Raw genomic sequence first — 24381 nt, forward strand, 5'->3', positions numbered from 1 at the left:
TATTGACAAAGAAGCTGTCAGGCAAATTATTTATCCAAACAGGCTTCCTTTATAATTTTTTAATCTACTTTCCAGCTTAGCTTTTCTTCTTCATTATTCCAGTCTACATGGATGGTCTGCCCGGATTTCACTTCTTCTCTTACGATCATTTTAGAAATCGGTCTTGCCAGCTGTGCACGGATTACTCCGGAGATCTGTCTTGCCCCGTATTTGCTGCTGAAGCCTCCCAATGCAAGGTTCTTCACAGCCTCGTCGCTGATCTTTAAGGTCATTCCCAACCTTGTCAGTGAAGTATGAAGTGATTTCAGCTGGATATTGAAAATTCTTTCTGCAATAGATTCTGTGATCGGTGCAAAAGGAATAATCTCTGTGATCCTGGCTAAGAACTCCGGTCTGAACCTCCCTGAATTGGACATAATCTGCATCAGTGTGGAAGATTCCGGAACTTTTCCTTCTTCAAACTGTTTTACAATCTCTTCGCTTCCGATGTTTGAAGTGAAAAGGATCAGGGCATTGCTGAAGTCGCCTTCTTTTCCCAGTTTATCGTGAACTTTTCCTTCATCCATGATCTGTAGGAATACATCAAAAACGGAATGGTGGGCTTTTTCAATTTCATCAAATAAGACAACGGTATAAGGCTGCTGTCTGATTTTATTAACCAGCATTCCTCCTTCTTCATACCCTACATAACCCGGAGGCGCTCCATACAGTAATGCTGCGGAATGTTCTTCTTTAAATTCGGACATATCAAAACGTACCATGGCTTTCTCATCATTGAAGAGGAGCTCTGCCATAGATTTTGCCAGCTCGGTTTTCCCTGTACCGGTAGGTCCCAGAAGGAAGAATGACCCGATAGGCTGTCCCGGCTTGTTCAGTCCGCTTCGGTTTTCAACAATGGCGTCTGACAGGATCTTTAAAGCATGATCCTGACCTACTACCCTGTTCAGTAGAAGAGATTCCATATTCAGGAGCTTTTCTTTTTCCTGAGCCTGAATCTTCCCTATTGGAATATTTGTTTTTGCCGCCATTACTGCTGCCAGTTCCAGACGGTCTACTTTTTCTCTTTTTACAGCTGCATGCTGTAAAAGCTCTGCATAGGTATCATCAATGATCTTGTGGATCTGATCAACAGGCATGGAATTGTCAATAACCGGCTGTTCGTTTAATGATCCCCAAAGAATAGGACTTATTTTATCTCTCAGGAGGTTATAATTCCAGATGAGCTCATTAGCCTGGTCTTTGCTGTCGGTAAATTCTTCTTTTAAAATAGACTCATAAGTTTCTTTCCAGTCTGCCAGTTCTTTTTCTGAAAGTTCATCCAGCATTTTAATGGCAGCCATGGTACGGTCCAGCAAATCAATGGCTGCATCAGGCAGTTTTTTGCCTTTTGCATATCTTTTTGCCAGGCGTACACATTCAGGAATGGAGTTTTTTTCTACTTCGATGCCATGATGTTTTTTGTAGCCGTCAAGAAGGACATCTATCATTTTCACACAGGTCTGCTCATCCGGCTCATTGACTGTCAGAACTTCAAAACGACGGTTGAAAGCCTGTTCCGGTTCAATGATCTTTCTGTATTCTTCTTGTGTTGTGGCTCCTATTACGGTAATTTCACCTCTTGCCAGTTCAGGCTTAAGGAGGTTGGCCACATTTCCAATGCTTCCTTTCGGATCAAGAAGGGTATGAATTTCATCAATAAAAAGAACGGCCTTTTCGATTTTTTTACATTCAGTGATGACTTTTTTCAGTCGGTCTTCAATTTCACCTTTATAAGAAGTTCCGGCTAATAATGCTCCGGTGTCAAGTTCGAGAAGGGTTGCATTTTTCAACATTTCAGGAACATTTCCTTTGGTGATTTCTATGGCAAAACCTTCTACTAAAGCTGTTTTTCCTACACCCGGCTCGCCAATGATAATAACATTCGGCTTGCTTCTTCGGCAAAGGATCTCAACGAGCATTCTGAGCTCTTTATCTCTTCCTATGATGTTTTCAAGGTCGCCTTTTCTGGCCTGTGCCGTTCTGTCTACACAGTAGCTTTTGATTGACGGGAATGAGGAGTCTGTAAAATCTGACCCGTTTGAAAAAAGTGATGAAAAATCACCGTCTTCGGATACAGTGAAAGGGGTATCTTTTCTATATAAGTTGAAAATTTCATGTTCTCTCAGGGGAAGCGACTTCAGCTGCTGCAGTGAAAAAACGACCTGAGGTTTTACGATAGCGGTAAGAATACAGATGGGCGTGATCTCGTCCAGTCCCAATTTTAAGCGTATATCGTCTGCTTCTTCTGTAAGGGTATCTACAGCTTCATCCTGACGTACATCATCCGGAAGATGGGCTGTTTTTGGATAATCTTCAATGCGGACGTCTGCCCATTCATAAAAGTAGCCGGGATCTTTATCAATACTTTTAAGGAATTCATTGAGGCCGATATCTTTATGCATCAAGGCCTGCAGAATGTGCGGACCGCCGTATGTAGCATTATAGTTTTCCTTTGCTATTGACTGAGCAATATGAAATAGCTGTTTTACTGTTTCGTTGGTTACTAGTACTCCCATTATAATTTTCTAATATTAATATGTTGTGTTTCTTTTAATTTTTTAGATTATTTGGTGCAATCTGTCAAAATATACCTTTTACAAATATATCTTTTTTATATAAAATGTATGTTGGATAAAGATAGTTAATTCTTTAATTAGAGATGTAATAAGTTTTCTGGTGATGAAATCAAATATTTCTGAAATTCCGCTAACATTTTATGTTCGTTGAAATTATTTTTTTTGCGACATTCTGTTTTATTCATATTGCTGTATGCCTGTCAATATAAAAGTAACCAGCTAATACTTTAAGCAAAAAGACCGTCTTTAGAGGACGATCTTTTTTATGAATGTTGATGTGTAATAGTGTGTCTTCGTTATATGGCTGCAACCCGGTGATCATCTGTATTGTAATTTCAACAACTTCTGTTATTTTTTGTCATTGAACATTATGAGCTCTGAATTCCCTGCCATAACCGTAAATTTTTTCACTATTAATATTTTTGTGATGTGGTGTTTGTTTAACAAATATATAGAGCTTATTTCTATTCTAAAAATATTTCGATATAAATTTCACATTTTGTAGTAATTCTACGACTTTGGATTTAAGAATCACTGTTAGAAGTCACCAGGACACTGTTTACAACTTTTGGGTTGTAGAGAAAAAAGAGAGATTTTACACTTAAATGAGAAATAGAGAAGTTTTCGGGTTCTGTTTTTGAGTTCTAAAATGAGAGTTTGTGAACCTGTTGTTTAAAAAAATTAAGGAAAATATAATTTTTAGACACAAAAAAAGCAGAAGTTATACTCCTGCTTTTGATATGATATTATTAATAATGATTAATGTTTTGTGTATTCCGGCTCTTCAATGGTCTGAGTGGTCGGCATAAAGTACTCATTAAGCCAGTAGAAGGTTTGTCCGTTCTGCTGGATTTTCACTGCCGGATTGCTTCTGTGGGAAAGCATATGTTCTGCCAGATTCTTATAATTCTTGAAATATGCTCTTACTGTTTCTTTTAAAACAATTTTAGATTTTTTCCAGCCTTTCAGCTTGTATTTTGACATCAGCTCATCTTCAGAATTATCAAAACCGGTACTTAATCCGACTGCATAAGCCATTGGTTTTTCATACAGTTCAGATTTATCCAGGAATGTTAAGGTAGGATTATATTTTTTCAGAAGTTTGATATATTCCTTAATGGCTCTTGACTGGCTAAAATCCGCTCTTTCAGGTTCGGTCTTATGATAGACTTCGGTATAGAAGTTCTTTAAGTTATCATATTCCGTTTCAGAGATAAGAATCCCTTTTTCTATGCCCGGTTTGTATTCTTTCAAATTTTTCGGGATATATCCTTTTACAAGGAACGGGTTTCCATAATTGATCAGCTGTGCTGCAATTCCTGCAGAAACCGGATTGGTAAGACCTGGGAAGAGATATTTATATTTCAGATCTACATCTGTTCTTCCCGCTCCTACCGAGGAGTGGAAATACTCATTCAGGGATTTATCAATCGTTTCGTTGTCTAGAGTTACCTGTGCAATAAGGCTGTCCACAGATTTTTTCAGGTATCCAGGTGTTGCAACATCGCCTTTTTTAGGGAAGATAACGAATCCCTGGGACATACTCTGCTTAGGATAATCCAGTGAGAAGAATCCGGCATCGCCTTCCACAAGGTTAAAGTTATTTTTGGTAAGAACATCACTCTGGTTGATGATTTTCTGTTTTTTCAGTTCAGCAATATTTTTAGCAGTATTGGTCACTACATTTTCAGACATCAATACAAAATCGTTGTAGGTATCAGATGATCTTGCACTGGTCTGAAACATAATCACCCTGGCCTGTGCCTGTGTAAGGGAGCTGATCACGTTGTACATGTTTCCACTTTGATCGGCAGAGGTTCCTACTGTTACGACAATATTGGTTTCATCCGGAACATTAGAGAGCAGGTTTCCAGCAGCAGAAAGCGCTTCGCCAACCGGCTGATATCCGCTGTTGCTTGCACAATTCATTTCATTGGTTTTTTCGTCAATGAACTTTGTAATTTTACTGTAATCTGTACTTAAATTAGAAGTCATTACATTTTCTCCACACGGATTGTTCTTATATAAAACAACGCCGTATTTTACGCCATTGAAATAAGACGGCTTTTCAAATCTAAGCTGCAGATCCTGAAGAAGAGATTTAACGATCGGGGCATACGGAGCATTTGGAGCACTTACATCCAGAGCAAAAACGATGTTGATATTTTTATCTCTTTCCGTGATTTCTCTGTAACGGTCAAAATAAATCTCTTCTCCCAAAACATTGAATACATAATTTTTACTGTAATCTAAAATATTGGTGAAGTATTTCGTTTTGGAGTCCGGTGTGGGAGCTTCATTTAATGCTAAATTTACCGGATAAATATTCTCAAGAGGCGTTCTCTTATTGGTATCCGTAAGAAGAATTGCGGTTCTGCTTTCTGCGTCTGCTGCACCAGGATATCCTTCATGTATTCCTAACGCAGACTCTGTAACTTGCGTATCATTTTTGAGTTTTACGGCAGAACGTTCACCCCATGCAGAGATTACGTTGGCATTTACCCATCCGTATAAACTGGTGCCGATACTGTCTATATCAACAGAAGGCTTTTTACCTACCAGAAAACGTTTATTATTTTCGGCCTGTTTGTAAACATATACCATCTGTCCGTTTGGAATTTTGACCTTGGCTTCTTCTATAAGGCTTGGTGAATTGAATACCATGATGGAATCATTCTTATAGTATCTTTCTGCACTTCTGATGACTTCGCTGTGATTCGGGACTACAGCGACTCTTACAGGGAAACCTGTTTTTTCGCTTTTCAAAGAATTGTTCCATAAAAGAAGATCGGATTCCGGGATCCAGCCATAGGTTTTAATGGATTTTGATGAAACCTTTTTCATCAGGGCATCGGGAACGTATTCCGCTACTTTTACCATTCCGTCTCTATGTTTCAGAACCATTAAAGGCTCAAGAAACTTAACTTCTTTGTAAGATTTTTCGTCACTTTTATCAAGATAGGCCGTATTTCTGGACCTGTCTGAAATAACGATCCATGGGACCGACTTTTTTGGATATCCGTTCACTACCGGCGAATTGTCTACCTGCCCGTATTGCGACGGCTCAGGAGTTCTTTTAGACGGCAGCTTGACCTGGCAGCTTGCCAACAATACTGATAATCCTATGTAATATGCTGCTAGAGGAAATTTATTTTTCATCCTATTTTATTTTAATGATTGGTGTATCCGGGTGCCGGACTCTATTATTTGCTTTGGTTTATATCTACCTTCGTTACACAGTTCTGCTTATCATCTAAGTTCACTTTTACACTTTGGATGACAACGTTTTTGTCAAACTGAAGCCCTGCACAGTACATATAGAAGTTATTCGCTTTACTGTCGCTTACTTTCACTACCGTGTTTTCGTTGTTGCACAGATAGGTTCTTAACAGATAGTTATAATGCATATTAAAACTGTTCCCGTTGGCAATCTGCTGCAGGTGATATTTGAAGTCATCATCAACCTTTTTATAGGAATCTTCTACAGGTATTTCATCTTCCTGCAAAGAGTTGTAAGCCGGAAGAATTTTGATAAGGTGGTAAATAGGTTCCTGACTTTCCTCTGTGAATAATGCCACACGGTAATCTCCCGGTTTTTTATAAGAATAAATGGCCATCTTCTCTTTAGCATCTATATTGCCTGTTTCGCCAAACTTCCAAGCAAACTGTGTAGCCTCCGAAACGGCACGGAACTGTACATTTTCGTTCTGCATTGCCTGTGCAGGAGCTTCAATAACGGTACTGATCTTCGCACTGTCTTGTGGCTTCTGGTATCTGGCCGAAACCATTACAGGGAAAGTCTTGCTATATTTGTTATCAATAATCAAGCTTACCGAATAATAGCCCGGTTTATTATAAAAGTGTATTCCGGTACTTTTGTCTGAAGTTGTTCCGTCCCCAAAATTCCATCTCTTGGTTTTTGCGAACTGGGTTTTATCCTCAAATAAAAGGGTATCTCCTACAGAGAGTGATGAAGGATAGACTACTCCTACAATATCATCGGAAGAATGGATTACCTTTTTCTGCAGCCATAACGCAATGAGTGCCGCAATAAGCAGCGTTGCGATAACACCAATAATAATGTTCTTTTTGTTTTTTTGAAAATAATTCATAGTTAAGTGATTGTGATGTGTTTATTCCTTTAATGTTTATTTCTTTTACTGGGTTCTTGCCCTTAGCGCATTTTCTCTTTCATAAAGGCGGTTTTGTTTATCTTTAAAACCGATTCTGCAGTCTTCCACTTCTTTTTCGAATTTTTTTACATCTTCTGTAGTGGTAGAAATAACTTTTTTGTCCTCAAAATACATTTTGTAGAATTTAGCAATCTGCGGATATGCATCTTTACGGATATCCATGATATTGCTATTACCTTGAAAATGACTCGCAAGGCCGTTAATTCCATTAAAAATATTGTTTTCGGCGAAAGGTTCCGGGGATTTGTCTGCAATTCTACTGATGAGAACATAGGTACTGTCCATTTCGGGTTGTAAGATTTTTTGCTGGCTTTCGAATGCTGCCTTCTGCTCCAGACTTTGTATTCCCCTTACATCTTCTTCCGAAAATGGGGAATCGTAACCTTTTAAAAAGATAATTCCGAAGAATATCATAGCTGCTAAAAGCATCAGTATTAAATAAAAAAACTGATAATGCCTTTCTTTCTTAGATAATGTAATAGATCCCTGCATATGCTTTATTTTTTTATTATCTTCTTCTTCCTCCTGTAAAATTCCTTGTAGGATCTTTTTTAAGCTGGCCGTTGGCCCTTCCTACTTTTGCTATACATTCCTCAAGATCCCTGAGGACAATCTTTTTCTGCGATTCTACTCCTATAATATCATTCTTCAATTTCAGCATAGGCTCTATCTGTTTCATCAGAACGGCATAATGCTTGAAATTATCAGCACTGTCTTTGCCCATAATGTTTTTCGCCTCCATCACATCATCCATAATTCTGGTTCTGAGGAAAACATCATTTTCTACCTTATTGATGTTAAGCTGGTTCATCTGGTCATATATTTTATCTACATGATCCCTGAGAACGTCACCCCTCATCATAAGTTCCTTATAGGCATCAGCTTCTCGCACGATTCCTTCCCGTTGTATACTGTAGCTTTTAAAAAAGAAGAATAAACACAGAAAAGATACCACCGACAAAACGGTGAAAGACAGAATAAACTTCCAAATGCCTGCTCTGACATCAGATTTGTTTAGTTTTTTTTCCCTGTTAGAAGACATATGTTTGTGATTTGTTTGGCCTGTGAAAATATAAAAAAAAAAATTTATGCACAATACGTATTTTCCCTAATGTAATTTCGTGAAAACCCTAATTAAGTTAAGATTAATTTTACCTTTCATAAGTTTTTCCTAAATTAGGCCTCTGAATTTTAAATATCAAATACCAAATCGATATTAAAAGTGAGTAAATTATTATCAAACACAGTCCGGTTTTCTATAGCTGACAGTGACTTCTACTTTAAGAAGATCATGATCAAAACACTTATGGAAAACCCTTTCTATATGCTTCTGAATGACTGTAATAACGGCCATGAACTTGTGAACAGGATTTACAGGAGACAGGAAGATGTGTTTATCATAGAACTGTTTATGCCGGTATTAAGCGGGATAGAGGCTATAAAATACATCAGGAAAAACAATACGGAAACTCCTATTGTAACGTATTCCAGCACCTACCAGGAGGATATGGCTGAAATCCTTTCCAAAATCCCGAATATCTATTATTGCCAGAAAAAGAGCACTATTATAAAAGATCTCATTAAAGGAAGTATTGCATCTGACGGCTTTGATTACGAAAAGTATTCTAAGGAATGGGAACAGCAGCCGCTGGCAGTACAGAACTATATGGAAAGACAGAAGAAGGGCCAGGAAGAACTGAGCCCCACCGAAATACAGCTTATGAAATTCTGCTACGAAGGCTACAGCAACAAGGAAATTGCTGAAAAACTGAATCTTAGCACGCGTACAATTGATACTTATATTAACAGGCTTACGGAAAAGCTGGGGCTGAAAACAAAGCTGCATCTTATCCGTTTCTGCGTGGAAAATGGTTACTACAATTCCAGCATGTAGAAAGATTTAACGTAATATTAATATAGAGTAAACATAAAAACTCCAACTCTTTAAGCAAAAATATTTTGCCACTAATTTGCTAGTATTCAATTTTTTTAACTAAATTTGCACACCTAAAATTTAAAATTAAAAAAGGAAATGACAAAGGCAGAATTGGTAAACACCATCTCAAATAAGTTGGGAACAGAAAAGAATGAAACACAGAAAGTTGTAGAAGCTTTTATGCAGGAGATCAGGACTTCTATGTATAATGGGGATAACGTTTATCTGAGAGGTTTTGGATCTTTTATCATTAAAACAAGAGCTGCTAAAACAGGAAGAAATATTTCTAAGAACACTGCAATTGAAATTCCTGCTCATAACATTCCTGCTTTCAAACCTTCAAAATCTTTTGTAGAGAAAGTAAAAACAAAAGTCGCAGTAAAATAAAAATTAACTGAATATTAACTAGTTACTAAAAAATTAAAATTATGCCAAGCGGAAAGAAAAGAAAAAGACACAAGGTTGCAACTCACAAAAGAAAGAAAAGAAGAAGAGCAAACAGACATAAGAAAAAATAATCTCTTTTTTTCGAGGTTTACAATATAATAATATAGTTGGTGGTTTTATTTATTTAGAGTTCACCGACTATATTTTTGTTTGCAACTATAAGATTCCCAAGGAAAAAAAGGCTTTTGCAGATATTTTTAAAAAGATAGAGCAATTTCATTCTAAATTCTTATATTTAAAATTATTTATTTGCTAAAAAATACGCCAGTTTCCTATAATCTTAATAAATTTTTATCTTATACAAAATGAAGAAAGAACTAATAGTTTCGCATGAAGATGATCTTACAAAGATTGCACTACTGGAAGACGGAAGACTATGTGAACTTCATGAGCAAGAGGACAAAAGCGAATTTATAGTTGGAGATCTGTTTGTAGGAAGAGTAAAAAAACTGGCACCTAACCTGAATGCCGCATTCGTAAATATTGGGTACGATAAGGATGCTTTTTTGCATTATCAGGATCTGGGACCACAGTACCTCACCTACAGAAAGTTTTTAAAAGATACTATTTCTAAAAAACAGAACACTTCAAGCTTAAAGAATTTCGAGATACAACCCGAAATAGACAAAAACGGAACCGTAGACAAAGTCATTGCAAAAGATGATCTTGTTCTGCTTCAGATTACTAAAGAACCCATTTCCACTAAAGGTCCCAGGATCTCTACCCAGGTTTCTTTAACAGGACGTTTTCTGGTCCTGATCCCTTTCGACAATAAAGTTTCCATTTCTAAAAAAATCAGGACTACTGAGGAAAAAGAAAGACTGAGAACACTTATTGACAGTATCAAGCCTGAAGGTTTCGGTGTCATCATAAGAACCGTAGCGGAAGGAAAAAAAGTAGCAGACCTTCATAATGATATGAATCAGCTGATCCAAAAATGGGAAAGCACATTCAAAAATATTCAGAAAAGTAAGGTTCCGGCCAGAGTTTTAAGCGAAGAAGACAAAGCTTCAGCTATTTTAAGAGACAATTTCAACCAGGATTTCGTAAGCATCATTTGCGATGATGAACAGATGGCAGACGAAATGACCAACTACGTGGAGGTCATAGCTCCGGAAAAAAAGAATATTGTCCAGTTTTATAGTTCCCACATTCCTCTTCTCGAATATTACAACGTTGAAAAACAACTCAAACAGAGTTTTGGAAAACACGTTAATATTCCAAGTTCAAAAGGTGCTTACCTTGTTATAGAGCATACAGAAGCACTTCACGTGATTGATGTAAACTCCGGAAATAATATCACAACCGGAGCCTCTGTAAACAAAGAGCACGCTCTGAAGGTAAACAAAATGGCAGCCACCGAGATTGCCAGACAGCTTCGTCTCCGTGATATGGGAGGCATCATTGTAATCGATTTCATCGATATGCAGAATCCTGAACACAGAAGGGATCTGTACGAACATCTGAAAGAAGAAATGAAGCGCGACAAAGCACGTCATAAGATTCTTCCACCGAGCAAATTTGGACTCATCCAGATTACCAGACAAAGAAACCGCCCGGAAAAACAGATCGAAACCAAAGAAGAAAACCCGAACAAAGACGGAGAAATTATAGCTCCGATTGTAATCGTGGAAAGAATGGAGGAAACCATAAGAAACATTATACAGAAGGATAAAGGAAAACTTTACCTGCATGTACACCCTTTCGTTGAAGCCTACCTTACCAAAGGAATCAAAAGCATCCAGATGAAATGGTTCATCAAGTATAAAAAATGGGTAACCATCATTCCACGGGATTCTTTCAAATATTTAGAATACAAGATTTACAATTCGAAAAAAGAAGAATTGGTTGGATATTCTAATTAACACAAAATTCTAAACCTCCAGCTTGTCTGGAGGTTTTTTTTATTATTTCCGTTCATAAATATAAGAAACGGCCTCTGATTCTATTGGAGTAATTATATTTAAGACATGCTACACTTTTAGACAATCAATTAAACATATTTAAGACTCAACGTTTTTGTATCAAATTAAAAATCTGACTACATGTAAGTTAAATTCTTGTCATATTTATGTCATAGCTGCTATTTTGCATTAAATCAACTTTCTTGATAAAATTGCAAAACTAAAGGGCAAAACTTTCAGAACTGAAAAAAGTCATTTGGGTTACAGTAGATTAATATAAAATCTTAAATATAAATAATGAAAAAAATTTTATTACTGGGATTACTTATGGTAATTCAAAGTGTATCCGCACAGATTATTTCGTATGACAGCAGTTTTGCATTAAATGGTAAATATTTAATTCCCACCGCCAGTAGTTCTTCCAACACACAGATTATTCAGAACACTGACGGGAGTATTTATTTCACCTATCTCAAAGACAACATTTCAGGAAATCCCGAAACTGCATTATCAAAGCTTACGCCTAGCGGAATTGTTGACTTATCTTTTGGAAATAACGGGGAAACTATAATTCCATACAACTCATATGATACCCAATTGAAAAAACATACCGACGGTAAACTTTTTATAGTATGTCTTTATGATGATGGCACCGCTGTAGCAAAGATTCTCCCTAATGGGCAATTAGACCCGTCTTTCGGTACTAATGGAATAAGCACTATCCCTTATATTGGATCGGATTCAAATACTTTGGGATACGGCTTATATTTACAAAACAATAAACCAATTGTTTATGGGGCAGCTTTTAATAATTTTGGATCACTTTTAGGCTATTCTCTTGTATATAGATTAAATGAAAATGGCACTATTGATAATACCTTTGGTAACAACGGAGCTATCCAAACTGCAGGAGCTAATGTTTTCTTAGACAACCAATCGAATATTATAAGTCTTATCAGTGGCCAAAGTAACCCAACTGGAGCAATAGAAAAATATAATAGTAACGGGCAGCCTTTTACAAGTTTTGGCAACAATGGGGTTCTAGCTTTTCCTTCTTCACCAGGGCTCATTAATGCAGTTTTTATGGACAGCAGTAACAATATTATTTGTTCAAACATTGATAATGAAATTTTCAGGATAAATTCCAATGGAGTTTATGACAGTTCTTTTATATTTGATATCAATGCTTTCCCCTTCACCAGTACAGAGGGTGCTAACTTATCTTTACCAATAACCGAAAAAAATGGCAATTATTATATTTCAGGAATAACTGGTTCTATGATGGAAAAGTTTTTTATTTCCAAACTTACTTCAACCGGGAACATTGACCCTGTTTTCAATTATTATTCTGAAACAACTAATGGATTGGTTTTCATAGGTGATATGATCATAAATGATACTAATATTTTTGCAGTAAGAGGAAATAGTATACTGAAATTCTTGCTAAATAACTCGTTGGCGACCGCAAATACAGCAAAGGATACTTCAGCTTTTTCATTTGAAAATCCTGTTAAGAAAAACCTTGTTTATTCTTCAAAAGAAAAAGTGCTTAAAATAGAGATATATTCTGTTGATGGAAGGCTTATAAAAACCATAAAAGAAAACAATTCAACTGTTTTAGATTTGTCGAAAGGAGTATATGTTGCAAAAATCAGTTTTGAAAATGGAAAAATTATTTCCAGGAAACTTATTAAAGATTAGGATTCAAACTATCTTATAAAATATATTAAAAAGTATTTGCTTAATTTTAGCAGATACTTTTTTTATCTCCCTACTAAAATGAGCAAAGAACACCATTACAAAACAACAATTGTCTGGACGGGCAACAAGGGAACAGGAACCAGCAGCTATAGAACCTACGAAAGAAGTCATACGATTCAGATTGCAGACAAGGCACTCATTGAAGGTTCTTCTGATCCTGCATTCCGTGGAGACAAAACCAAACATAATCCCGAAGATCTTTTCCTTTCCTCTCTTTCTTCCTGCCATATGCTATGGTATCTTCATTTCTGTTCAGAAGAAGGTATTATCGTTACCAGTTATACGGATGAAGCCACAGGAACTATGACTGAAACGACGGATGGAAGCGGCCACTTTACATCAGTCACCTTACATCCTACAGTGATTGTAGCGGAAGAATCAATGATCGAAAAAGCAAAAGAACTCCATCACAAGGCAGGACAATTTTGCTTTATTGCTAAGTCAGTCAATTTTCTGGTACAACATATCCCTACCGTGTTAGTTAAATAATTTTTAGTCTGGTTTAAATTCAATTAAAACACCATTAATACTAAGTTTTAACTACAATAACTCTAAAATTAATGTTCAAAATTCCACAATAAGAGAATTATTTATCAAATAATCAATAAAAATTATATTTTATCATCATTTTATATGTAAAAAAATACAATTAATTGTTATTTTTATTTAAAATGTAAAGTTTTTTTTATATTTTTATATAAATAAAACTAACCATGATGAAACCGAGACTAATCATTTTTGATGAGCCGCTACTGTATACTGAAGGTTTATCAAAACTGCTCTCACAGAGCAAAATTTTTAACACGATTGACATTTGTAATTCTTATGAACGCTTATTTGAACAATTAAAAGAAGACCCTCCGGAAATTCTGGTCATAAGCTCCAATATGCTGATGCTTACAGATATTTTCAGACTTGTAGAAGACATTACCTCCACAAACAAAAAAATCAAAATTATTGTCATAGGCAATAGTTACGATATGACAGACATCCGGAAGCTTTTTAACAAAGGCATAAAAAGCTACCTTGACAAAAACAGCACATATAATGAATTTCTAAAATCTATTAATGTTCTGCTTTTGAACGAAATCTACATCTGTGACAATGCCAAAGAAAGAATGATCAACTTTATGAGCAGCGAGGAAGGAAAACCGAACCCGCAAATGAAAGAACCCCTTACGCGCAGAGAAATGGAAATCCTTAAACTGATATGCGACGGATTCAGCAGTAAAGATATTTCTGAAAAGCTTTTTATAAGTATCAATACTGTAGAAACCCACCGCAAAAGAATTCTCTTAAAATTAAATGCCAAAAATTCCGTAGGAATTGTAAAATACGCCTTAGAAAACCACATTATCGACTGATGAAAACAATTTCACTTCACCCCGAAAAAATTCCAAACCTGAAGGTTTGGAATTTTTTCGGGGTGAAGTGAAGTGAATCTTCAATTTTGCTTTGCAAGTGAATAGTAAATTTTAAGATATAGCCATATATTATGATTTTCTCAGCAATGTACCACAAGATAAAGAGCTCTCAACCTCTCCAATACTTTAACACTATATCGTAACCTCACATTCTGAACCGTGAAAATGAATGGCCAACTACTAATTGACAGCTGACCATTCACAATTCACACTTAATTGCTCTTCTTCCCTACTCATAATCCGGCATTTCGCCGTTGGTGAAAAGAGATGTTCTTGAAAGATCGGTCATGGAACTGTTGAGATCAATGACCATTACATTCTTCTGCGAGATATTGTCATTGGAAGTATTCATAAAGATCACTTGGGCATTATTCGGAGAAAATCTCGGATCAAGGTCATTGGTTCCAAGCGGTTTTTCGCTTTCCGCAGAAATATCATAAACGGTATCGTTTACCAGATTATAGATAAAGATATGGGAATCCAGCTGGCGGTAATTTCCGCTACCATCCTGATATCCTGACATATCCCTGGTGTACACAAGCATTTGGCCGTCCACAGAAAAATTCAGTCCGCCTGCAGCTCCGGATAATCCTGACACAATAGTTTTCAAGATACTTCCGGTCATATCAATCACATATATTTTTGTATTGTAGCCGCTGTAGTCATTCGTTTTTAAGGCAATCCTGCTTCCATCATAGCTCCAGTCGCATTCAGAGATCATGCTTCCGTCAGGAGTTGTGTAAACTAGCGTCAATCCACTTCCATCCTTATTGATCCTGTATAATTTATTGAAGTTTGAATAAAGAATTTCCTGACCGTTTGTACTCCAGGCAAAATCCATTTCATAATTATTAAATCCTGCAGCAGGCACTGTAGTAACCTTAAAAGGATTCGATCCGTCAGGATTCGCTGTGTAGATATGGGTACTTCCGCCTTCCGTCCGCAGAAATGCAATCAGTCCGGCATTGTTATTTTTCCTTGGTCTCCAGCTGTTATAGGATGAGTTGGTAAACTGGAAGCTGTTCCCCGTTGCATCGCTTGACATAATTACAAAATTTCCGTTCTGCTTCTGTACATAATGATACCGGTTGGCCGGAACCGTATTGGTGGTAAATTTACTGATAGAGCTTAAAACTGGCGGGTGAATGCCGTCCGAAACAGACACCTGCCAGAAGTAACTAACACCAAACTTCAAATTGGACAACGAATAATGATTCGCAGCCCAATCATTAACCTGGATTACATTCGTATCAAGGTTATTTTTAATTGTTAAACTATATTTTAAAACATCGGCTGTGTCGGGATCAGTAGCGGTCCACGTTAGCTCAACATTTAAGGGTTGATTCACCGCATTGTCTACCGGACTTAGCATCTGCGGTGCAGAAGGAGGAGAGTTGAGCGATTCATCATCGTCCATTTCAAAAACCACGGTGACAACCTGGTTTTCGTTTTGTATATTAACACCCTGAAAATTGGTGATATAGCCGGATAGTTCTGCTTTCACAGAATAATTCCCAACAGGCATCGCGGCAATTTCAAATGTGCCGTCTGTCCCGCTGAAAACCGTCTGTGTGGTAGGTGCTGTAAAAATTTTCACATTGGGAATAGGCACATTGGTACCTCTTTTTACAACTTTTCCTTTCAATGATCCTGTCTGAGCCTGTTCTATAAGGTCTTCATTACATGAAAACAGACAAAAAGTAAGGATGAATATGCTGAGTATTTTAATTAAAGTTTTCATAGTTCATGTTTTATTTGTTTCCAAGGTAAAAATTGATTCCAAGAGCAAACCGAAGTGCCTGATCTTTTCTTTTCCCGTTTACCATCCCCTCCCAGTCATCTTTAAAACCAATATCATATTGAGATGAAGCCCGGATTGCCGTGTTATTTCCTATCATATATTCCAGCCCGCCACCAACCTGGCCTTTGTATTGAGGCTTGTATTTTGAAAGCATAGCTCCCATTCCACCGTAAATGTATGGGCTGAATCTGTATTTCGGAAACAGAAGAAATTCAAGATTAAGCTCAGGAACGATATAATTTCTTTTAATAATATTTTGATTTTCTAAAGTGAAATAGCTACCACTGGCTTCAATATTTAAATTAGGGTTTATAAAATATTTTACGCCTGCTTTTCCGCCGACATTCATTTTAGGATTTACATAATCATCTTTGATTTTCTGAGCTTCTATATTGGCAAAAAACGAAATTTTCTTTCTGTAATTCTCAGGAAATTTATTACCAACCGTTCTTCCTACATTTTCTTCCTGCTCTTTGTTGTAATCATTGATCAAATTCTGATAACCCGTTAAGTTTTCAGATGATTTACCCCATATTTTATCTCTGATGCCTTCAACAATCAAAGATCTCACTGCTTTTTCTATTGCTTCAGTTACTGCAAGCTGTACAGGTTCGTTCTGTGTAAGACCAACCTCTGCTTCCAGCAGCCTTTCCGTATCAATATATCTGAAAAAGCTTCCGTTCACGCTGGTGGAGAGAATGGTTTTAGAAATATAAACCGTTTTAAGAATTTCACCGTTAAGGGTTGAGACGGCACGCAGATAAATAGTGATTCTATCCTGACGATACTGTGTAGAAGCTCCTATTCCGAAGTATCTTGCACCCAGCCCTCCGGTCATGACATTGCTGTCATAAGAAATCACGCCACCTTCGAGGAGAATTCCTGCATAGAGAAGAGGTGGAAGGGACTGACTGTTTTTATCAGCATCTTTCATGTATTCCTGTCTTGTGGACCGGATGATCTGTCTCTCGTTTAAAAGATTGGCAATATTTTCTCTTTCAATGGGGATAAACCACCGGCTGTCTTCTAGTGCTTTGATCAGGATGGTGGTAGTTCCCTGTGGAACAGCCGTACTCCAGTTGTTCCCGTTTTCGGAGGGTTTATACTGGCCGGTCTGGTCCCTGAATTTGTACACGCCGATGACAATTTTTTCTTTGGGAAGAGGAAGGTTCCTCAATTCTGCAGTAGAAGCTGTAAGTTCTCCCATAGTAGATCTTTCAGGATCGGAAGGAAGTCCCAGGATAGAACTGCAGGCCTGCATTAAGCATAGCAGGAGTGTCCAGAAAAAAATTCTGGTGTAAGTGTAAGTTCTCATGGTAAGTTTGGTTTTTTAGTTATTTTTTATTTTGGAATTACGATCTCGGACTGATCGCCTGAACTGGTATCCAAAATATTGATCAAAAGTCCCTGGGCTGTAGTAGTAATCTGCAGATAAAGTGATCCGAAAAGATAATTCCCGGGCTTTAAACTACCCTCCCCGAACTGATCTTCAAATAATTTTCTGGACAGCTCGCTCAGTATCTGCCTATTCAGACTCTGGCTGAAACTGTCGAGAGAATTAACATTATCGAGCAAACTGCTGTAATCATTTTTTTCATCAAACTGATTCTGAGCATTTGCTGAACTTAAAAGCCACTGATAATTGAAAGTATCGCCTCCGAATGCCGGATTGACAGGCTTATAAACGAGCTGCTGAGATTTTCCGGAGAAAATACCCGCAATAAAGATTAAAATAATGATAAAAGTTTTCATGGCGGACGTTTTTAGTAGATAAATTCATTTTTAATAAGATTTTTCTTTGCATTAAATTCTTTGATATATTTTAAGCTGGCTGCCAGCTGTTCATTCAGGTAATCTTCGTTTGGATTGGTCATAAAGCTGTAAATTACCTTATCATCGATCTGGATATTGATCTGCCCGCTGGTACCGCGAAGGGGAAGTTCGGAAATGGTAACTGCACCATTGCTTTTGTCAGGAAGCTGGCTGTACTGAATATAAAACAGATCATAAAAGTCTTTTCCTACCTTTGTTTTAGTCTCATCAATAGTAAGTCCTTTCAATTCAAAAACTGCATCTTCTTCTACTTTAGCCGTTTTTTTTCTGAAAAGGTCATTATTGAGTTCCAGGCTGTCTTTCGCAATCAGTTTCTGGGTTTCCTCATCTTTTACATAAAGAAAAACTTTCAGAGCATCTTTTTTTTCAAGATTAACATTGATCTCGGATAAAACTTTTACTTCATTGGGATTAATGGAGAATTTTCCGCTTTGCTGATTATTGGACAGGTTTCCGGCACTTCCTTTTTTAATGGAGATCAACAGGTAATTCAGTTCTTTGTACACTGCCGTATTATTGGTAACAACTGCTTTGAGCCTGATCTGATTTTCAAGGATACTGCTTTCTATCTTTGCATTCACTTTTCTATCTTCCTGCCCATTAATTATTACAGACAGGAAGATAAATAAAGTGCACAGTCTTAAGGAATACGAAAATTTCATCACTTGTGTTTTAATAATTTCTCATGAAAATGGTTTTGTTGTCACCTTTTACATTGATCTGCATTCCGTCTGAAACAGTGTTACTTCCTGTAATATCGATGATATTGTTATTTCCCTGAGTGGTAACTGCTGTTTTGGTCTCTTTATCTGTAAAAGAATTGATAAAATAGAGTGTATTGAAATCCCCCATCTGCCATACGGCAACATATGTTCTGGCATTAAGAGAAAATTCCGCATTGTTGTAATCTCCTATCTGGATAATACTGGAACCGTAAAGTCCCTGCTGCTCTGTCTGCTGTCTTGCGATAAGATAAAGAACCGTATTGCTGTTGAGTTTATCCCAGTCTACTTGCTGTGCCTGTATGTACAGTACCGCAAAAAGTGTAAAGGCACCCCATCCCAGTTTAAGCATGGTATTAATTTTAATAAAGGTATATGAATAGAGTATCCGGAAAAACACGCCCAGCAGGTAGAAATATAAAATAACGGTTTGTGGGTATGTTTATCATGAAAAGCTTAAAAAAGGAGAGAACTGCGGCCCCTCCTTTTATTTTAGATTACAATACATATTAATTGGATTGGTTAATAACCATTGAATTTCCGTTGCCCAGCTGGGTTCCTACATGAATGTGAGAATCTCCGCTTTGGGCTACCCAGCTAAAGTTACTGTTACCCATCTGAACATCGATTGCGGTATTGGAATCCCCTAACTGAAGTTGATATAATTGGTTGCTGTTTCCAACCTGTACTCCCACAGACATATTATCATCCCCAATCTGAACTGCAGCAGCAATATTATTGTTACCTACCTGATCGTTTGTGGCACTGTTATCATTTCCGTCCTGATATTGTACTAAAAGGTTAGCATTACCTACCTGAAGACCACTTGCGTCATTTCTTCTTCCAAGCTGAATTTGGTAAGCATCATTGCCATTACCTAACTGAATAGCAGATGCATCATTTCTTCTTCCATCCTGATATTGTACGACAGCATTTCCTAAACCCAGCTGTGTAGAAGATGTTTCATTTCTTCTTCCGATCTGAGTCTGTTCTGTAGAGTTAAATGCACCAAGCTGCCAGGTAACTGCAGAGTTTCTGTTTCCCATTTGGCTTACTTCATTGGTATTGCCAAGACCTGTTTGGTCTACGTCGATTGAGTTTCTGTTCCCGATACTTTCAGCAGTATTGATGTTCAGAACACCCACCTGATCTATGTCTGCCGTATTCCGGTTTCCATCCTGTGCAAGAGAGTTGATATTGAAAAGCCCTGTCTGATCAACAGTAGCAGTATTCAAGTTTCCAATCTGGGCAGTAACATCAATGTTTGATTGTGCGAAGTTGAAACTCATGGCCATTAGCGTAAAAACACCAGTAATAAAGTTTTTCATTTTGATAAAAATTAATTGGTTAATAGTATGACAAAGGTATATGCTAAACCAAAATGAAAAACCACTGCTAAAGTGTAAATTTTCAAAATCACGGTTTACCGTTCCCGATGTAACTGTTTACCGTTTTCTCTGTGTAACGTGTTTCAGTTACGTAAAAACACGGTATATTATAATACTGATTTTCAAATAAATACATAAAATAACTCTAATTATACAGAATAACAAAAACACTTATTTTATCAATCCCTTAATTTTAAAATTCCTGAATTATTAAATCTTTTAATCCTTTTCAATGGTTAATTAATGTTAATGCCTATTCTTTTCTTCACTATATATTACTAAATTTGAGGTATGGAAAGTTTTGGAAAAGATTTATTGAGGAAAATTACAAATGTAGAGCTCCCGGGAATAAATGCCCATGGAGTATTCTCACCCCCTTCCCGTCCTGTATTTACGTATGATGAAGTATTGGCAAAAAATCCAAAATTTGCAGCTGTTAATATTGTACTTTACTTAAAAGATAATGAATGGTATTTCCCGCTGATCCAAAGAACCATTAACGAGCACGACAGACACAGCGGACAGATCTCTTTACCCGGCGGCAAGCGTGAGGAAATGGATAGGGATTTTGCTGAAACCGCAGTACGTGAAACTTCGGAAGAGATTGGTATAGACAAGCACTATATAAGGGTAATCAGGGAGATGTCTCCTATCTATATACCACCGAGTAATTTTTATGTTTATCCCTACATTTCATATACTAAAAAGAACCCGCTTTTCGTTCTTCAGCAGAGTGAAGCGGTAGAAACTATAGAATTCCCTATCACTTCTTTTCTCAGCCTGCCGGATAATCCTGAAATTATGGCCCTGCCAAGTGCTGCCGGACATGAAGTGCCGGTTATTAATTTCAACGGATATATCATCTGGGGCGCTACAGCAATGATATTGAGCGAGTTTAGCCAGTTGTTGAAAAAAATGTAACTTTGCACTACCGTGTTTAATTAAGAGATGGCGAAGAAAAATATTTTCACCGATGCATTCGGAACACCTTATTTTTTAAAAAGGTTTATCATTTTTATTTTAGGAGTTGTATCCTACAGAAGGTTCAACGGCTTTAATAAATTGAAGATAACCGGTACGGAACACCTTGTGGATCTTCCCGATTCCAACGTGCTTTTTGTGTCTAACCATCAAACTTATTTTGCAGATGTAGCTGCCATGTATCATGCATTCTGCGCTGTGAACAACGGATATCTGGACACCATTAAAAACCCCATCTACCTGCTGAACCCAAAGATCGATTTTTACTATGTAGCAGCAGAAGAAACCATGAATAAAGGGATTCTTCCTAAAATTTTCAAAATTGCAGGGGCCGTAACGGTAAAAAGAACCTGGAGAGCGGAGGGTAAAACAGTCAACAGAATGGTAGATCTTACGGAAGTTGACAATATTATGAAAGCTCTGGACAACGGCTGGGTAGCTACTTTCCCTCAAGGTACTACATCTGCTTTTGCTCAGGGACGAAGAGGTACAGCCAAACTGGTCAAAAATCAGCGCCCGATTGTGATTCCTATCAAGATCAACGGGTTCAGAAGGGCATTTGACAAAAAGGGCCTCCGTGTTAAGGTTACAGGCGTAAAACCTACCATGGAGTTTAAAGCACCTCTGGATATAGATTATGACAACGAAAAGGCGCCTGAAATTTTATTGAAGATCATGACTGCTATTGAGCAGACGGAAGATTTCAATGTACTACACAATTATGATGAAGAACTTAAAGCTAAAAAATTAGAACAAAAGGATTCAAATAATTAAAGTAAGTAGAAAATTATGAACAAAATATTAGGGATCTTATTCACGGTCTTGGTATTAGTTTCGTGTAACAGTCAGAAAGTATATTCAGATTTTGATATAAGCTATTCCAGAAGCGGAGGCTATGCTCCCAGATACGAGAATTTACTCATCAAAGGTAATAATGCACATTACTCTCTAGAGGAGTCGGGAAAAAAATACAAACAGGACTTTAAAATTTCTGATGAAGATTTAAAGAAACTGGACCATACCCTTTCCCAGAACAATTTCAGAAGGATACAGGAAGACCACAAAAAGCTGTATGATCATGTAACCACTTCCATCAATGTAAAGAAAGGACCAAATGAAGGCAGCAAGTCTGACGCCAGCATGATGATGCCGAACTTTACGACAAACTGGGACAATATTCTGAATGCTTTCCAGGAGGTCATTAATAATAATGTTAAAAAAAACAATAAATAAAGTTGAAAACCCACTTCATTGCTGTCGGCGGAAGCGCCATGCATAATCTTGCTATTGCATTAAAAGACAAAGGATATCAGGTAACAGGTTCGGATGATGCTATTTTTGAGCCTTCAAGATCCAGACTGGAAAAGAAAGGAATTCTGCCACAGGAAATGGGCTGGTTCCCGGAAAAGATCACTACGGATACTGATGCAGTTATCCTTGGAATGCATGCGCATCAGGATAACCCTGAGCTGGCAAAGGCAAAAGAGCTGGGTTTAAAAATTTATTCATATCCTGAATTCCTTTACGAACAGTCAAAAAATAAGACAAGAGTGGTCATTGCCGGATCACACGGTAAAACAACCATTACTTCCATGATTCTTCATGTGCTGAACTTTCACCGGAAAGATGTAGATTTTATGGTGGGTGCACAGCTGGAAGGTTTTGACTGTATGGTAAAGCTAACACAGGAGAATGATTTTATGGTGCTGGAAGGTGATGAATACCTTTCCTCTCCTATTGATCTCCGTTCAAAGTTTCTTCTGTACCAGCCGAATATTGCTTTAATGAGCGGCATTGCTTGGGACCACATCAATGTATTCAAAACGTTTGACGATTATATAGATCAGTTCAGAAAGTTCGTTGCAAGCATTACTCCCGGCGGTGTTCTGGTCTACAATGAAGAAGATGCAGAAGTGGTAAAAGTAGTGGAAGCGGCCGAAAACTACTTCAGAAAAATCCCTTACAAAACTCCTGAATATGAGATCAGCAATGGAAAAGTGTATCTAAAAACTGAAATGGGAGACGTTCCTCTTTCCGTTTTTGGCGCTCACAATTTGCTGAACATGGAAGGGGCAAGGCATATCTGCCGTCAGCTGGGTATTATGGATGAAGATTTCTACGAAGCCATTATGAGTTTTAAAGGAGCTTCAAAACGTCTCGAAAAAGTAGAAAGAGAAGATCAGGGAGTTCTATACAAAGATTTTGCCCATGCGCCAAGCAAAGTAAAAGCTGCGGTAAAAGCTTTCTGTGAGCAGTTTAAAAAAGAAAAAAAATACGGATTCCTGGAGCTTCACACCTATTCAAGCTTAAATCCATTATTCCTTGAACAATATGATCATGCTATGGACGGCTTGGATGAAGCCATAGTCTTCTATTCTGAAGATGCGTTAAAGATCAAAAGAATGGAACCTATCTCTCCGGAATTCATTAAAGAAAAATTCAAAAATGATGCCTTGAGGGTATTTACCAATGCCGAAGAACTGCATGCCTATTGGGAAACTCTGGATAAAACAAACGGTGTTTTCCTGATGATGAGTTCCGGCAACTTCGGAGGATTAGATCTTACAAAATAATATTTTCCACATCAATTAAAAACGTTCTTTATTTGAAGAACGTTTTTTTATTTTAATTTTTATTAGTATTCCCTATCTTTGGAAACAATCTACTTATTTTATATCATCCTCAAAATAAAATAATTACAGAACATTATTATATTATTAAGTAGATGTCATATCTATGTAACACTTTATTTTTATTACTGTTTTGTCTAAAACAAGTATTCTTGCATCACAATTATGCAAAGAAAATATAAATGACAAACAACACACAAAGACAGAGCAAAGGAATTATTTTTTTTATAATAATGGGGTTATTTTCAGTCCTTTCTTCATGTCATCAAGATGATGATCCAGAGCTTAAAGAATTTAATTTTAAATGGTATTACAAAGTAAAAGCATCTCCTGGTTCTGTTATAACTAATATTATTTATCAGAATCCTAACCCTAATGGTGTCGAGCCTATTTCAGTTACAGGAATTAACAGTACTTCATGGACGAGTTCAGAATTTGAGTATAAGACAATAGCCCCGGCACCTGGCAACGTTAGCCTCCCTACAAAAATTAAAGCAAAGGCAATAGGTCTTAATGACACTTCCACTTTGAATGTTGAGATTTATGTAAATGGAGTTTTGGTAAAAAAAAGCATAGATATTGGACAGATTCTTACCGCTTCAGCAGAATATTAATATTTTAGCAGAATATAGGGTTATTTTTGCCTCTATCACCTCTTATTATTGATCAGAAATACAAAAACCATCTTTGGAACATTCCTAAAGGTGGTTTTTTTAAAACAATTCAGGGTATTCCTTCATTATTTA

At 37.1% G+C, this 24381-nt stretch carries 22 protein-coding genes; 11 read left to right on the forward strand and 11 right to left on the reverse strand.

The genetic code is table 11. The annotated features are described in order from the left end of the window. Window positions 1–59: 59 nt before the first annotated feature. The 5 genes from ACTJIV_RS10905 to tssO form a co-directional block, all read right to left on the reverse strand. A complete protein-coding gene (locus ACTJIV_RS10905; RefSeq protein ID WP_440627414.1) occupies window positions 60–2555 on the reverse strand; it encodes an ATP-dependent Clp protease ATP-binding subunit in 2496 nt (831 codons plus the stop codon). An 819-nt stretch (window positions 2556–3374) separates the two neighbouring features. Next, complete coding sequence (tssR, locus tag ACTJIV_RS10910) at window positions 3375–5774, reverse strand: type VI secretion system protein TssR domain-containing protein (protein WP_111955798.1); 2400 nt, start codon at window positions 5772–5774, stop codon at window positions 3375–3377. Window positions 5775–5818: 44 nt separating this feature from the next. Then, window positions 5819–6727 carry a PKD domain-containing protein gene (locus ACTJIV_RS10915; RefSeq protein WP_111955796.1) on the reverse strand — a complete coding sequence of 303 codons (909 nt, stop codon included), beginning with the start codon at window positions 6725–6727 and terminating at the stop codon, window positions 5819–5821. 45 nt (window positions 6728–6772) lie between these two features. Further along, the gene (locus ACTJIV_RS10920; protein WP_111955794.1) at window positions 6773–7300 is read right to left on the reverse strand and encodes a type VI secretion system transmembrane protein TssO; all 528 of its coding nucleotides are present in this window, start codon (window positions 7298–7300) and stop codon (window positions 6773–6775) included. 16 nt (window positions 7301–7316) lie between these two features. Beyond that, window positions 7317–7850 (reverse strand): type VI secretion system TssO, encoded by a 534-nt coding sequence (gene tssO / locus ACTJIV_RS10925; protein WP_223558503.1) that lies wholly within the window; start codon window positions 7848–7850, stop codon window positions 7317–7319. A gap of 180 nt (window positions 7851–8030) precedes the next feature. Here tssO and ACTJIV_RS10930 point away from each other — a divergent pair, with 180 nt between their 5' ends. The 6 genes from ACTJIV_RS10930 (at window position 8031) to ACTJIV_RS10955 (ending at window position 14220) form a co-directional block, all read left to right on the forward strand. Beyond that, window positions 8031–8702: a response regulator transcription factor gene (locus ACTJIV_RS10930; RefSeq protein ID WP_111955790.1), complete on the forward strand. Its 672-nt coding sequence runs from the start codon at window positions 8031–8033 to the stop codon at window positions 8700–8702. Between the two features lie 138 nt (window positions 8703–8840). After that, the gene (locus ACTJIV_RS10935; RefSeq protein ID WP_002984212.1) at window positions 8841–9131 is read left to right on the forward strand and encodes an HU family DNA-binding protein; all 291 of its coding nucleotides are present in this window, start codon (window positions 8841–8843) and stop codon (window positions 9129–9131) included. Window positions 9132–9496: 365 nt separating this feature from the next. After that, a complete protein-coding gene (locus tag ACTJIV_RS10940) occupies window positions 9497–11056 on the forward strand; it encodes an Rne/Rng family ribonuclease (RefSeq protein WP_440627419.1) in 1560 nt (519 codons plus the stop codon). Window positions 11057–11392: 336 nt separating this feature from the next. Next, the gene (locus ACTJIV_RS10945; protein ID WP_440627422.1) at window positions 11393–12796 is read left to right on the forward strand and encodes a T9SS type A sorting domain-containing protein; all 1404 of its coding nucleotides are present in this window, start codon (window positions 11393–11395) and stop codon (window positions 12794–12796) included. 78 nt (window positions 12797–12874) lie between these two features. Beyond that, complete coding sequence (locus tag ACTJIV_RS10950) at window positions 12875–13345, forward strand: OsmC family protein (protein ID WP_440627424.1); 471 nt, start codon at window positions 12875–12877, stop codon at window positions 13343–13345. Window positions 13346–13569: 224 nt separating this feature from the next. Further along, window positions 13570–14220, forward strand: coding sequence for a response regulator transcription factor (locus tag ACTJIV_RS10955; RefSeq protein ID WP_228452512.1), 651 nt, complete (start codon window positions 13570–13572; stop codon window positions 14218–14220). A gap of 289 nt (window positions 14221–14509) precedes the next feature. Here the strand turns inward: ACTJIV_RS10955 and ACTJIV_RS10960 are convergent, their stop codons facing one another. The 6 genes from ACTJIV_RS10960 to ACTJIV_RS10985 form a co-directional block, all read right to left on the reverse strand. Then, window positions 14510–16021, reverse strand: coding sequence for a carboxypeptidase-like regulatory domain-containing protein (locus tag ACTJIV_RS10960; RefSeq protein WP_440627426.1), 1512 nt, complete (start codon window positions 16019–16021; stop codon window positions 14510–14512). A 10-nt stretch (window positions 16022–16031) separates the two neighbouring features. Further along, window positions 16032–17396, reverse strand: a complete 1365-nt coding sequence (locus ACTJIV_RS10965) for a CsgG/HfaB family protein (protein WP_440627428.1) — start codon at window positions 17394–17396, stop codon at window positions 16032–16034. Between the two features lie 26 nt (window positions 17397–17422). Further along, window positions 17423–17833, reverse strand: coding sequence for a curli production assembly/transport component CsgF (locus tag ACTJIV_RS10970; RefSeq protein WP_111955778.1), 411 nt, complete (start codon window positions 17831–17833; stop codon window positions 17423–17425). Window positions 17834–17844: 11 nt separating this feature from the next. Continuing rightward, window positions 17845–18576, reverse strand: coding sequence for a curli-like amyloid fiber formation chaperone CsgH (csgH, locus tag ACTJIV_RS10975; RefSeq protein ID WP_111955776.1), 732 nt, complete (start codon window positions 18574–18576; stop codon window positions 17845–17847). A 10-nt stretch (window positions 18577–18586) separates the two neighbouring features. Then, on the reverse strand, window positions 18587–18988 hold the full coding sequence (locus tag ACTJIV_RS10980) for a hypothetical protein (protein ID WP_223558499.1): 402 nt from the start codon (window positions 18986–18988) through the stop codon (window positions 18587–18589). Window positions 18989–19145: 157 nt separating this feature from the next. Next, window positions 19146–19964 carry a hypothetical protein gene (locus ACTJIV_RS10985; RefSeq protein WP_440627431.1) on the reverse strand — a complete coding sequence of 273 codons (819 nt, stop codon included), beginning with the start codon at window positions 19962–19964 and terminating at the stop codon, window positions 19146–19148. A gap of 351 nt (window positions 19965–20315) precedes the next feature. On the opposite strand from ACTJIV_RS10985, the gene ACTJIV_RS10990 reads away from it, so the two are divergent. The 5 genes from ACTJIV_RS10990 to ACTJIV_RS11010 all read left to right on the forward strand — a co-directional run bounded on the left by ACTJIV_RS10990 (window position 20316) and on the right by ACTJIV_RS11010 (window position 24249). Then, on the forward strand, window positions 20316–20945 hold the full coding sequence (locus ACTJIV_RS10990; RefSeq protein WP_111955770.1) for an NUDIX hydrolase: 630 nt from the start codon (window positions 20316–20318) through the stop codon (window positions 20943–20945). A 27-nt stretch (window positions 20946–20972) separates the two neighbouring features. Next, window positions 20973–21779 carry a lysophospholipid acyltransferase family protein gene (locus tag ACTJIV_RS10995; RefSeq protein ID WP_111955768.1) on the forward strand — a complete coding sequence of 269 codons (807 nt, stop codon included), beginning with the start codon at window positions 20973–20975 and terminating at the stop codon, window positions 21777–21779. Window positions 21780–21794: 15 nt separating this feature from the next. Further along, window positions 21795–22238 carry a hypothetical protein gene (locus tag ACTJIV_RS11000; protein WP_111955766.1) on the forward strand — a complete coding sequence of 148 codons (444 nt, stop codon included), beginning with the start codon at window positions 21795–21797 and terminating at the stop codon, window positions 22236–22238. A 2-nt stretch (window positions 22239–22240) separates the two neighbouring features. Then, window positions 22241–23578 (forward strand): UDP-N-acetylmuramate--L-alanine ligase, encoded by a 1338-nt coding sequence (locus ACTJIV_RS11005; RefSeq protein ID WP_440627434.1) that lies wholly within the window; start codon window positions 22241–22243, stop codon window positions 23576–23578. A 290-nt stretch (window positions 23579–23868) separates the two neighbouring features. Continuing rightward, entirely contained in the window at window positions 23869–24249 is a 381-nt protein-coding gene (locus ACTJIV_RS11010) for a hypothetical protein (RefSeq protein WP_146896883.1), read from the forward strand. Window positions 24250–24381 lie beyond the last annotated feature (132 nt).

The organism is Chryseobacterium sp. 22532, from assembly GCF_052044665.1.
Classification (GTDB): domain Bacteria; phylum Bacteroidota; class Bacteroidia; order Flavobacteriales; family Weeksellaceae; genus Chryseobacterium; species Chryseobacterium lathyri.

Excerpts from the sequence above, each read along its gene's own strand:
- ACTJIV_RS10905 (WP_440627414.1), bottom strand. The coding sequence starts at position 2,555 with ATGGGAGTACTAGTAACCAACGAAACAGTAAAACAGCTATTTCATATT.
- tssR (WP_111955798.1), bottom strand. The coding sequence starts at position 5,774 with ATGAAAAATAAATTTCCTCTAGCAGCATATTACATAGGATTATCAGTA.
- ACTJIV_RS10915 (WP_111955796.1), bottom strand. The coding sequence starts at position 6,727 with ATGAATTATTTTCAAAAAAACAAAAAGAACATTATTATTGGTGTTATC.
- ACTJIV_RS10920 (WP_111955794.1), bottom strand. The coding sequence starts at position 7,300 with ATGCAGGGATCTATTACATTATCTAAGAAAGAAAGGCATTATCAGTTT.
- tssO (WP_223558503.1), bottom strand. The coding sequence starts at position 7,850 with ATGTCTTCTAACAGGGAAAAAAAACTAAACAAATCTGATGTCAGAGCA.
- ACTJIV_RS10935 (WP_002984212.1), top strand. The coding sequence starts at position 8,841 with ATGACAAAGGCAGAATTGGTAAACACCATCTCAAATAAGTTGGGAACA.
- ACTJIV_RS10940 (WP_440627419.1), top strand. The coding sequence starts at position 9,497 with ATGAAGAAAGAACTAATAGTTTCGCATGAAGATGATCTTACAAAGATT.
- ACTJIV_RS10945 (WP_440627422.1), top strand. The coding sequence starts at position 11,393 with ATGAAAAAAATTTTATTACTGGGATTACTTATGGTAATTCAAAGTGTA.
- ACTJIV_RS10950 (WP_440627424.1), top strand. The coding sequence starts at position 12,875 with ATGAGCAAAGAACACCATTACAAAACAACAATTGTCTGGACGGGCAAC.
- ACTJIV_RS10955 (WP_228452512.1), top strand. The coding sequence starts at position 13,570 with ATGATGAAACCGAGACTAATCATTTTTGATGAGCCGCTACTGTATACT.
- ACTJIV_RS10960 (WP_440627426.1), bottom strand. The coding sequence starts at position 16,021 with ATGAAAACTTTAATTAAAATACTCAGCATATTCATCCTTACTTTTTGT.
- ACTJIV_RS10965 (WP_440627428.1), bottom strand. The coding sequence starts at position 17,396 with ATGAGAACTTACACTTACACCAGAATTTTTTTCTGGACACTCCTGCTA.
- ACTJIV_RS10970 (WP_111955778.1), bottom strand. The coding sequence starts at position 17,833 with ATGAAAACTTTTATCATTATTTTAATCTTTATTGCGGGTATTTTCTCC.
- csgH (WP_111955776.1), bottom strand. The coding sequence starts at position 18,576 with ATGAAATTTTCGTATTCCTTAAGACTGTGCACTTTATTTATCTTCCTG.
- ACTJIV_RS10980 (WP_223558499.1), bottom strand. The coding sequence starts at position 18,988 with ATGCTTAAACTGGGATGGGGTGCCTTTACACTTTTTGCGGTACTGTAC.
- ACTJIV_RS10985 (WP_440627431.1), bottom strand. The coding sequence starts at position 19,964 with ATGAAAAACTTTATTACTGGTGTTTTTACGCTAATGGCCATGAGTTTC.
- ACTJIV_RS10990 (WP_111955770.1), top strand. The coding sequence starts at position 20,316 with ATGGAAAGTTTTGGAAAAGATTTATTGAGGAAAATTACAAATGTAGAG.
- ACTJIV_RS10995 (WP_111955768.1), top strand. The coding sequence starts at position 20,973 with ATGGCGAAGAAAAATATTTTCACCGATGCATTCGGAACACCTTATTTT.
- ACTJIV_RS11000 (WP_111955766.1), top strand. The coding sequence starts at position 21,795 with ATGAACAAAATATTAGGGATCTTATTCACGGTCTTGGTATTAGTTTCG.
- ACTJIV_RS11010 (WP_146896883.1), top strand. The coding sequence starts at position 23,869 with ATGGGGTTATTTTCAGTCCTTTCTTCATGTCATCAAGATGATGATCCA.